Annotated in this window: 12 protein-coding genes and 1 tRNA gene; 10 read left to right on the top strand and 3 right to left on the bottom strand. The window is 41.2% G+C overall.

The features are described 5' to 3' along the window. The first annotated feature begins 19 nt into the window (after nt 1–19). A complete protein-coding gene (locus N5O98_RS22375; protein ID WP_008650288.1) occupies nt 20–1,228 on the top strand; it encodes a PepSY-associated TM helix domain-containing protein in 1,209 nt (402 codons plus the stop codon). A gap of 745 nt (nt 1,229–1,973) precedes the next feature. On the opposite strand, the gene pfkA is transcribed toward N5O98_RS22375, so the two are convergent. The 3 genes from pfkA to cmk form a co-directional block, all read right to left on the bottom strand. Further along, on the bottom strand, nt 1,974–2,954 hold the full coding sequence (gene pfkA, locus N5O98_RS22380; protein WP_004297914.1) for a 6-phosphofructokinase: 981 nt from the start codon (nt 2,952–2,954) through the stop codon (nt 1,974–1,976). A 199-nt stretch (nt 2,955–3,153) separates the two neighbouring features. Further along, the gene (locus tag N5O98_RS22385; protein WP_004312427.1) at nt 3,154–4,023 is read right to left on the bottom strand and encodes a 4-hydroxy-3-methylbut-2-enyl diphosphate reductase; all 870 of its coding nucleotides are present in this window, start codon (nt 4,021–4,023) and stop codon (nt 3,154–3,156) included. Between the two features lie 8 nt (nt 4,024–4,031). Continuing rightward, nucleotides 4,032–4,718: a (d)CMP kinase gene (gene cmk, locus N5O98_RS22390; protein WP_085931522.1), complete on the bottom strand. Its 687-nt coding sequence runs from the start codon at nt 4,716–4,718 to the stop codon at nt 4,032–4,034. A gap of 216 nt (nt 4,719–4,934) precedes the next feature. Between cmk and N5O98_RS22395 the strand changes: the two genes are divergently transcribed. The 9 genes from N5O98_RS22395 to N5O98_RS22435 all read left to right on the top strand — a co-directional run bounded on the left by N5O98_RS22395 (nt 4,935) and on the right by N5O98_RS22435 (nt 10,842). After that, nucleotides 4,935–5,618, top strand: coding sequence for an energy transducer TonB (locus tag N5O98_RS22395; protein WP_004306792.1), 684 nt, complete (start codon nt 4,935–4,937; stop codon nt 5,616–5,618). A 69-nt stretch (nt 5,619–5,687) separates the two neighbouring features. Then, complete coding sequence (locus tag N5O98_RS22400; protein ID WP_004306794.1) at nt 5,688–6,662, top strand: polyprenyl synthetase family protein; 975 nt, start codon at nt 5,688–5,690, stop codon at nt 6,660–6,662. A 15-nt stretch (nt 6,663–6,677) separates the two neighbouring features. Next, nucleotides 6,678–7,394, top strand: coding sequence for a hypothetical protein (locus tag N5O98_RS22405; protein ID WP_004297925.1), 717 nt, complete (start codon nt 6,678–6,680; stop codon nt 7,392–7,394). Next, a complete protein-coding gene (locus N5O98_RS22410) occupies nt 7,388–8,164 on the top strand; it encodes a TatD family hydrolase (RefSeq protein ID WP_004312431.1) in 777 nt (258 codons plus the stop codon). The genes N5O98_RS22405 and N5O98_RS22410 overlap by 7 nt, the downstream gene beginning before the upstream one ends. A gap of 120 nt (nt 8,165–8,284) precedes the next feature. Then, a tRNA-Ser gene (locus tag N5O98_RS22415) sits at nt 8,285–8,372 on the top strand. A gap of 74 nt (nt 8,373–8,446) precedes the next feature. Beyond that, entirely contained in the window at nt 8,447–9,247 is an 801-nt protein-coding gene (locus N5O98_RS22420; protein ID WP_004312432.1) for a MotA/TolQ/ExbB proton channel family protein, read from the top strand. A 6-nt stretch (nt 9,248–9,253) separates the two neighbouring features. Further along, on the top strand, nt 9,254–9,739 hold the full coding sequence (locus tag N5O98_RS22425; protein ID WP_004297929.1) for a hypothetical protein: 486 nt from the start codon (nt 9,254–9,256) through the stop codon (nt 9,737–9,739). A 35-nt stretch (nt 9,740–9,774) separates the two neighbouring features. Then, the gene (locus tag N5O98_RS22430; RefSeq protein WP_004297930.1) at nt 9,775–10,368 is read left to right on the top strand and encodes an ExbD/TolR family protein; all 594 of its coding nucleotides are present in this window, start codon (nt 9,775–9,777) and stop codon (nt 10,366–10,368) included. 3 nt (nt 10,369–10,371) lie between these two features. After that, the gene (locus tag N5O98_RS22435) at nt 10,372–10,842 is read left to right on the top strand and encodes an ExbD/TolR family protein (protein ID WP_004297931.1); all 471 of its coding nucleotides are present in this window, start codon (nt 10,372–10,374) and stop codon (nt 10,840–10,842) included. The last annotated feature ends 137 nt before the right edge of the window (nt 10,843–10,979 follow it).

Genomic DNA, 10,979 nt, shown 5'->3' on the forward strand with positions numbered 1-10,979 from the left:
AAGAAATAGTAATGAAAACATGAAAAAAATATTCAGAAAGATACATTTGTGGCTTTCCGTCCCTTTCGGACTGATAATAACTCTTGTCTGCTTCTCCGGTGCCATGCTGGTATTTGAAAATGAGGCGAATGAGTGGTTTCGACGCGACCTTTACTACGTAGAAACGGTAAAGGGGTCTCCTCTTCCTATGGATAAGTTGCTTGAAAAAGTGGCGACGACATTGCCTGACAGTGTAGCGGTGACCGGTGTCAGCATATCTTCTGATCCCGGACGTGCGTATCAGGTTAGTCTTTCCAAACCACGTCGTGCATCTTTGTATGTAGACCAGTATACGGGCGAAGTAAAAGGAAAAAGCGAGCGTAGCGGCTTTTTTATGTTTATGTTCCGAATGCATCGCTGGCTTCTGGATAGTATGAATCCGGGAAATGAAGGAATCTTTTGGGGCAAAATGATTGTAGGTGTCAGTACGCTTTTACTTGTTTTTGTACTGATTTCGGGAATTGTCATTTGGTGGCCGCGTACACGTAAAGCATTGAAGAATAGCCTGAAAATAACAGCAACAAAAGGTTGGAGAAGGTTTTGGTATGACTTGCATGTGGCAGGTGGAATGTATGCTCTGATCTTTCTACTGGCTATGGCACTGACGGGGTTGACCTGGTCTTTTCCGTGGTATCGGACGGCTTTCTATAAGGTCTTCGGGGTAGAAGTACAGCAACGTGCCGCCCAAGGACATGAACAGAAAAGTGATGCTCAAAAGAGAAATACCAAACTGGCAGCCCATCGGGAAAAGAAAAGAGAAGGAAATGAGGTTCGAAAGGGTGAAAGAAGCAGACGTCCGGAAAACAATCATAGTGATATGTACTCGGTAACTTCACCATTCGTTTATTGGCAAGAGATTTATGATAAACTAAGACGTCAGAATCCGGAGTATAAGCAAATCAGTATTTCTTCTGGTACGGCAAGCGTGTCTTTCAACCGTTTCGGTAATCAGCGGGCATCTGACCGTTATTCTTTCAATACGGATAATGGTGAATTTACAGAAACAAGTCTTTATCAACATCAAGACAAGTCGGGAAAGATTCGTGGTTGGATTTATTCTGTGCATGTTGGTAACTGGGGAGGAATGTTTACTCGCATACTTACCTTTATTGCTGCCTTATTGGGGTCTGCACTACCACTGACTGGATATTATTTATGGATAAAAAGACTCATAAAGGTACGGAAATGAATGAAATTTTTTCCTACTATAAAGTTGAAAAACATAAAAACATCTGCCACCTGCAACGAAAAGCGTGTAATACACTAGTTAATAGATAGTTGTAACGTTGCAGATACCTGTGGCAGATAGGTTGCAGATAAAGTATCTGCAACACGTTATATAATCAAAGAAAAAGCCTTGATCCCTTTGTGCAAAGCTATGGGATAATTGGGGGACCCTATGGAGAAATTGTGGTGTCTCTACGGGGAAACGACAGTATCCTTACGTAGAAACTGTAGTGTCCCGCCTTAGAAACTCTCGTTTCCTGCCGTGGAAACTGTAATTTCTAATGCCGGAAACGACAGTTCCCCGCCTGGAAACGGGAAGTTAATGTATACAATAAACTTTTGCACCCATGGAGAATTGGCTTTGCAAGGCTTATACTGTGTGGCAGATACTTTGATCTGCAACCTATCTGCAACAGTATCCGCAACGTTACAACTATCTATTAACTAGTGTATTACACGCGTTTGGTTGCAGGTGGCAGATGTTTTCATGTTTTTTCAACTTTATAGTAGGAGGATTACGCATCAAAATTAGGGTCGCAACCGTAAGTCATAAAACAAATTCACCTCTGTGTCCTCCGTGTCCTCTGTGGTGAAAAGAAGCATTGAATAAATGAAAGAAGAGCGGTGAATGATAAGGAAATCTCCCGTTCATCCACCGCTCTTTATCTTATATACTGATATAAGCTGAACTCCTAAAAATAAAAAGATTAGATTGAAAGCTCTTTCAATACAGTGACAAGATCTCTCTTGATTGGTTTGTCATTCTTAATAGCCTTGCTGAACGGTACGTAAACGATTTCATCATGTTCGATTCCGATCATTACGTTACGTTGATCTTCCATAATAGCATCGATAGCAGCAGCACCGAGGCGGCTTGCCAGGATACGGTCGTGGGCAGTTGGGCTACCGCCACGTTGCAGGTGACCTAAAATCGTCACACGTACATCATATTGCGGATATTCGTTTTTCACACGTTCGGCATAATGCATGGCTCCTCCTGTCAGTTCGCTTTCGGCTACCAATACAATGCTACTGTTTTTTGATTTGCGGAATCCGTTTTTGATAAACTCTTCCAGTTGGTCGACTTCCGTACTGAATTCCGGAATAATGGCAGCTTCCGCACCCGAAGCGATAGCTCCGTTCAACGCAAGGAAACCGGCATCACGTCCCATAACTTCAACGAAGAACAAACGTTCATGTGAAGTGGCTGTGTCGCGAATCTTATCTACGGCATCCAATATGGTATTCAATGCAGTATCATATCCGATGGTCGTATCTGTACCATAAAGGTCGTTGTCAATAGTTCCCGGCAGTCCGATACATGGAACATCAAATTCCTGTGCAAAGATACGCGCACCTGTCAGTGAGCCGTCTCCACCAATGATAACCAAAGCATCGATGCCTTCTTTTTTCATGTTGTCATAAGCCAACTGACGACCTTCCGGAGTCGTGAACTCTTTACAACGTGCCGTTTTCAGGATAGTACCACCCAACTGGATGATGTTACTCACATTCTGACTCTTGAATTCTTTGATTTCACCTGTAACCAGACCTTTATATCCTCTGTATATACCTTTAACTTGCAATCCATTGTAGATGGCTGCACGTGTCACTGCACGTATAGCAGCGTTCATTCCCGGAGCATCACCTCCGGAGGTCAAAATTCCGATACACTTAACTGTTCCCATATAACAATCTCTCATTAATTAGTTTGACGCGGCAAATGTACAACAAAAAGTTGAAAGCAGTGGTTATGAAGTTTTTTTTCGTAAGAAGAAAACATTAAAAATGTTCAAATGACCTTTTTTCGCTTTCCTTTTATTCGTTCATGTTACTTTGCCGTTTCCTTATGTTGCTTTGCTATTATTCTTTGTCAGAATAAAGCTGTTATTCTTTGATGAGCGTCCGAATGTGATTGTAAATCTTCTCCATCAACCATTTAGGAGTAGAAGTCGCACCACATACGCCAATTGAATTTACGTTTTGAAGGAGAGAAGGATCTATTTCTTTCTCGTTATCTATCAAATGTGAATTGGTGTTCACCTTCAAACACTCCTCGAACAGCATTTTTCCGTTTGAACTCTTTTTGCCGCTGACGAAAAATATCAAATCGTGTGTAGCCGCAAATTCCCGAAGCTTAGGCATCCGGTTGGCAACCTGACGACAGATAGTATCATAATATTCGAAAGTCGCCTCCGGTGAAATATGTTGCTTGAAGTATTCCACAATTTCCTGAAACTCGTCCAGTGACTTGGTAGTCTGTGAGAAAAGACGGATGCTTTTGTTTAAATCCAACTTTTTGGCTTCTTCTGCCTTTTCGATGACAATTGCTTTTCCATCTGTTTGACCCACCAATCCCAGCACTTCAGCATGACCGCTTTTGCCGTATATGACAATTTGTTTTTCTTTGTCACTGTCTGCCAGATACCCTTGTCTGATACGTTTTTGCAAACGTAATACTACCGGACAGGTCGCATCGATAATTTCTATATTATTTTCACGGGCAATCATGTAAGTTTCCGGTGGCTCTCCGTGTGCGCGAAGCAATACTTTGGCATTCTTCAGTTGTTTGAATTCTTCCCGGTTGATCGTGATTAATCCCATCGTTTTAAGCCTTTCCACTTCCCGGCTATTGTGTACAATATCTCCGAGACAATAGAGAGTCTCTCCCTTTGCCAACTCCTCTTCTGCCTTATGAATGGCTGTCACCACACCAAAGCAGAAGCCGGAATCTTCGTCTATCTCTACCTTGATCATAAAGCAAATTATTTACTTACCTTATTAAATTGTCCGAAAAGCCATTCCTTTTGCTCTTCAATCGATAAGTGGGTGTTATCCAGAAGCAGAGCATCTTCAGCTTTGCGAAGTGGACTTACTTCCCGGTTCTGGTCGATATAATCCCGTTGTTTCACGTTTTCCAGAATTTCGTCGAAGCTGGCTTCCTGTCCTTTTGCTTTCAGCTCGTCATAACGGCGTTGAGCACGGATTTCGGGAGTGGCGGTTACAAATATTTTCAGTTCCGCATCCGGGAAAACGGTAGTTCCTATATCCCGGCCATCCATGACGATGCCCTTTTCCTTTCCCATTGCTTGTTGCTGCGCCACCATTTCTTCACGTACGAAGTCAAGCGTACTGATAGGGCTCACTTTGGAAGAAACCTCCATTGAACGGATTTTATTCTCCACATTCACGCCGTTCAGATACGTGTCGGGACGTCCGGTTTCTTTATTCAGCTGGAAAGATATACGAATGTTCTTGATTTCTTTTTTCAGTTTCTCCGTATCGATCACGTCTCCATTGAAAATCCCGTTCTCTATACTATATAAAGTGACCGCACGATACATGGCTCCACTGTCAATGTAAATGTAACCCACTTCGCGGGCAAGATCTTTGGCCATTGTACTTTTTCCACAAGAGGAAAAGCCATCGATTGCAATTGTTATCTTTTTCATATTCAGTTCATCTGATTTGTTCGCCAAAGATACGGTAAATTTGAAAATCAACCATAAGTTTGCCGTTAAAAGGAGCAAGACAAGTACGAAAGAATTAAAAAAGTTAAAAAGCCGGATAAAAAGAGGCAAAGAGGGGAACGAATACATGAAAATGTACTATATTTGCCCGGAGACACATGAAAGGACACTTTTTTTAATCATTATATTAATAAATTTATGGAAGTAAAAAAATCACCCAAGGCAGACCTGGAAGGCAAGAAGTCTACATGGTTGCTCGTTGGTTACGTGGTAGTTCTAGCTTTCATGTTCGTGGCGTTCGAATGGACCCAGCGTGACGTGAAGATAGATACAAGCCAGGCAGTAGCCGATGTCGTGTTTGAAGAGGAAATTATTCCTATTACCGAAACCCCTGAACAAGCAGCTCCACCACCACCTGAAGCTCCAAAGGTAGCAGAATTGCTGGAGATTGTGGATGATAAAGCTGATATTGAGGAAACAACAACTATTATCAATGAAGATAATCAAGCTCGTGTAGAAGTAAAATATGTGCCTGTACAAGTGGTTGAAGAAGAACCGGAAGAACAGACTATTTTCGAGGTTGTAGAAAATATGCCGGACTTCCCGGGCGGACAAGCAGCTTTGATGCAGTATCTGGCAAAAAATATTAAATATCCGACTATCGCACAGGAAAACGGAACTCAAGGACGTGTTATCGTACAGTTCGTTGTTAACAGAGACGGTAGTATCGTAGATGCGAAGGTTGTACGTAGCGTCGACCCGTATCTGGATAAAGAAGCCCTCCGTGTGATTAATACCATGCCGAAGTGGAAACCAGGTATGCAGCGCGGAAAACCGGTACGTGTTAAATTTACAGTTCCTGTGATGTTTAGATTGCAGTAATTTGTAACACTATAAATGGAGAGGCTGCTTTCGGCAGCCTCTTTTTATTCATTAATTTTTTTATTCATCATGTTTACAGCTTCTCAATTACTCGATAAGATAAATAATCATATTTCTGAAATCCAGTTTACCCGGACGCCGAAAGGACTTTATGAACCGATTGAATATATCCTTTCTCTGGGTGGGAAGCGGATACGTCCTGTATTAATGTTGATGGGATATAACTTGTATCGGGAGGATGTTGCGTCTATATACGATCCTGCCACTGCGATTGAAGTTTACCACAATCACACCTTGTTGCATGATGATTTGATGGATCGTTCGGATGTGCGCAGAGGGAAACCTACCGTGCACAAGGTCTGGAATGATAATACTGCTGTACTTTCGGGAGATGCTATGTTGATTCTGGCATTTCGGTATATGACGGGTTGTCCACCGGAACACCTGAAAGAAGTGATGGATTTATTCAGTTTGACTACACTCGAAATCTGTGAAGGACAGCAACTGGATATGGAATTTGAATCTCGCTGTGACGTTACAGAAGACGAATACATTGAAATGATTCGTTTGAAAACAGCCGTGTTGCTTGCGGGTAGTCTTAAAATAGGTGCAATTCTGGCAGGAGCGACTGCTGAAGATGCAGAAAATCTATATAATTTTGGAATGCATATTGGAGTAGCATTCCAGTTACAGGATGATTTGTTGGATGTATATGGTGATCCGGAAGTGTTCGGGAAGAAGATAGGTGGAGACATCCTCTGCAATAAAAAAACATATATGCTTATCAAAGCACTGAACCGTGCGGATGAAAAGCAGCATGCTGAATTGAATCGTTGGTTGAATGCGGAGGCTTTTCAACCTTCTGAAAAAATCGAAGCGGTAACTGAAATCTATAATCAGTTGAATATCCGCAATATTTGTGAAAGCAAAATGCGTGAATATTATACGTTCGCTATGGAAAGTCTAGCGGCGGTAGCTGTTGCGGAAGACAGAAAAAAAGAACTGAAGAATCTGGTGAAATTATTAATGTATCGTGAAATGTAGTTAAGTATCGGAGATATGCCTTATAGACGACTACCAAATACAGATCAAGCAAGAGTTCGGGCGCTGAAAGCGGCTGTCGAAAAGGGAGAGATGTATAATGTGCGTGACTTGGCTATTACATTGAAGACATTATTTGAAGCGCGTAACTTTTTGCATCGGTTTGAGGCAGCGCAAATTTATTATACCCAGTGCTACGATAATCAGTCGCGTGCCAGCCGTAAACACCAGATGAATGTGAAGACTGCCCGGCTGTATATCTCTCATTTTATTCAGGTGCTCAATTTGGCAGTGCTTCGTGATGAAATCAAGGTGGCACATAAAGAGTTATATGGCTTGCCTGCTTCCAATACCGTACCGGACCTGTTGAGTGAAGCCTCTCTGGTAGAGTGGGGGAAGAAAATAATCGAAGGCGAACAATTAAGGACCACTCAAGGTGGCATACCTATTTATAATCCGACTATTGCACGCGTAAAAGTGCATTATGATATTTTTCTGGAAAGCTATGAACGGCAGAAGAACTATCAGGCATTAACCAATCGTAGTCTTGATGAACTGGCGTCTATGCGTGACCGTGCCGATGAATTGATTTTGGATATCTGGAATCAGGTAGAAGCCAAATACCAGGATGTCACTCCCAATGATACCCGATTAGAAAAATGCCGCGACTATGGACTGATATATTATTATCGCTCCAGCGAAAAAATAAAAGAAGAAAAAGAAATATCATGTTGATCGATACTCATTCTCATCTTTTTGTTGAAGAATTTACCGAAGACCTGCCATTGGTGATGGAACGTGCGCAGAAAGCGGGAGTTTCCTATATTTTTATGCCCAATATAGACAGTACGACCATTGATGCTATGTTGTCGGTTTGTAGGGATTATCCGGGATTTTGCTATCCGATGATCGGACTGCACCCTACTTCTGTCAATGAATCGTATGAACAGGAATTAGCGATTGTTCACAAATACTTGTCGACTTCCCGTGAGTTTGTGGCTATCGGAGAAATAGGTCTTGATCTTTATTGGGACAAGACTTTTCTGAAAGAGCAAATCTTGGTTTTTGAAAAGCAAATAGAATGGGCGCTGGAATATGGTCTTCCCATTGTAATCCATTCAAGAGAAGCGTTTGAATATATATATAAGGTAATGGAACCCTATAAAAATACCCCATTAACCGGCATTTTTCATAGTTTTACCGGGACATCGGAAGAAGCGGCGAAATTGTTGGAATTTGAAGGATTTATGTTAGGTATCAATGGAGTTGTAACTTTCAAGAAATCGACTTTGCCGGAGGCATTGACGACTGTTCCTTTAGAGCGCATTGTGCTTGAAACCGATTCTCCCTATTTGGCTCCCGTGCCGAACAGGGGAAAGAGGAATGAAAGTGCCAATGTGAGAGACACACTCATGAAGGTGGCGGATATTTATCAGAGGGATCCGGAGTATGTGGCACAGGTCACTTCTGTGAATGCGTTAAAAGTGTTCGGAATCCGCAAATAAGGTTCGAAAGGTTTTAAATTATATTAATTTGCAGTATTTATTCAAGATAAAAGGGGGAGAATGCTTCTTGAAAAGAAAAAAAAGAATACATTTGTAGCTGAAAATGCTGAAAACACAGAGGGAGAGATGCTCGAGTGGTTGAAGAGGCACGCCTGGAAAGCGTGTATACGCCAAAAGCGTATCCGGGGTTCGAATCCCCGTCTCTCCGCAGAAATGAAAGAGAGATGAGAAGTAAATACAATAATAATAATCAATTAATTAATCTTAAAAATTAGACACACAATGAAAAAGTTATTTGCAATTGTTGCTGTGATTGGGGCCTTCACTTTTGGCTCAATTCAACTTGCTCAGGCTCAAGACGCTCCTGCAGCAGAACAAACTGAACAACAAGCTGCTCCTGCCGCTGAAGCTACTACAGCTGCTGCTCCTGCTGCAGAAGAGGGTGGTATTCACAAGGAAATCAAAGTTAAATTCATCGAAGGTACTGCATCTTTCATGAGTTTGGTAGCTATCGCTTTAGTGATCGGTTTGGCTTTCTGTATTGAACGTATCATTTATTTGAGTTTGGCTGAAATCAACACAAAAAAATTCATGGCATCTATCGAAGCTGCTTTGGAAAAAGGTGATGTTGAAGCTGCTAAAGACATTGCTCGTAACACCAGAGGCCCGGTTGCTTCTATCTACTACCAAGGTTTGATGAGAATCGATCAAGGTATTGACGTAGTTGAGAAGTCAGTTGTATCTTATGGTGGTGTACAGGCAGGTTACCTTGAAAAAGGATGTTCTTGGATCACACTGTTTATCGCAATGGCTCCGTCACTCGGATTCTTGGGTACTGTAATCGGTATGGTGCAGGCATTTGATAAAATCCAGCAGGTAGGTGATATCTCTCCGACGGTTGTTGCAGGTGGTATGAAAGTAGCCTTGATTACAACTATCTTCGGTTTGATTGTAGCATTGATCCTTCAGGTATTCTACAACTACGTACTTTCTAAAATTGAGGCTCTTACAAGTGAAATGGAAGATTCTTCTATCTCTTTGCTTGATATGGTAATCAAATATAACTTGAAATACAAAAAATAATCTAAAATGAGTAAGTTAACATATAGAATATCGTATTACGCACTGTATGCGATGTTTGCTATTATTCTGATCGTTATTGGCTTGTTCTTCTTAGGAGGAGATGCCTCGGGCGATGCCTTAATTCCGGGAGTAGATCCCGAAATGTGGCAACCGGCTCAAACAGACGCCTTACTCTATCTGATGTACGTTTTGTTTGGCTTAGCCATTGCAGCCACTGTTATTGCTGCTGTATTCCAATTTGGTGCAGCTTTGAAGGATAACCCGGCAAATGCCATCAAGTCTTTACTTGGTTTGGTTCTTTTAGCTGTTGTTCTTATTGTAGCTTGGGCAATGGGTGATGGTACACCAATGCAGATTCCTGGCTATAGTGGTACAGACAATGTTCCTTTTTGGCTGAAAGTAACTGATATGTTCCTTTATTCTATTTACATATTGTTGTTTGTGACAGTTGTTGCAATCATTGCGAGTGGTATAAAGAAAAAATTGTCGTAATCAATTGAGGATACTCGATTAAATAAGTTATTAAAATGGCAAAAGGAAAAAGAAAAGTTCCTGATATAAACTCAAGTTCTACGGCGGATATTGCTTTCTTGTTGCTGATCTTCTTCTTGATTACAACATCAATGGATACGGACCGTGGTTTGGCAAGACTTTTGCCTCCACCACCCGAAGATGAAAAGAATGAGAATACCGATAAAATTAAAGAACGTAACATCCTGCAGGTTTATCTGAATAAAGATGATGCTTTGATGTGCGGGAATGATTATATTGGTGTTGATCAGTTGAGGCAGAAAGCCAAAGAGTTTATTGCTAACATCAATAACGCTGAGAATATGCCGGAAAAGACACAAAAAAATGTCGATTTCTTTGGTACTACTCTTGTTAATGATAAGCATGTAATTTCTTTGCAGAATGACCGCGGGTCTTCTTATCAGGCATATATAAGTGTGCAGAACGAATTGGTAGCTGCATACAATGAATTGAGAGATGAGTTAGCTCAAGAAAAGTTTGGGGTTACTTACGCTGAACTGAATGATGCACAGCAGAAAGCTGTTCGTGAAGTTTATCCGCAACGAATTTCTGAAGCAGAACCTAAAAAATACGGAGAAAAAAAGAAGTAAGTAATGGGAAAATTTAATAAGACTGGTAAACGTGAAATGCCGGCATTGAATACTTCTTCGTTGCCTGACCTTATCTTTACCTTGTTGTTCTTCTTTATGATTGTAACAACGATGCGTGAGGTAACATTAAAGGTGCAGTTTACACTTCCGCAAGGTACTGAACTCGAAAAACTGGAGAAGAAATCACTGGTAACATTCATTTATGTAGGGGAACCTACACAAGAATATCGCGCGAAAATGGGTACTGAAAGTCGTATTCAGTTGAATGACAGTTATGCTGAAGTGGGTGAAGTACAAGACTTCATTTTTCAGGAACGTGCGAGTATGAATGAAGGCGATGCTGCTAAGATGACTGTGTCTCTGAAAGTAGATCAGAAGACAAAGATGGGTATTGTTACTGATGTAAAAAATGCTCTTAGAAAATCTTATGCTTTGAAGATTAACTATTCGGCTACGAAACGTGGTGAGAAGTAATTAGTTAATTCAATATATATAAAAGAGGTTGTGTCAAAACGTTGGCACAACCTCTTTTATATTTTACAGTTCTGCTATATTTTCTTTTGGCTATGCTGCTTTTTCCTCATGCATTTGGCAACAAGTTGCTATATTCC

Source organism: Bacteroides sp. LFL-34, from assembly GCF_027257075.1.
Lineage (GTDB): Bacteria > Bacteroidota > Bacteroidia > Bacteroidales > Bacteroidaceae > Bacteroides > Bacteroides ovatus.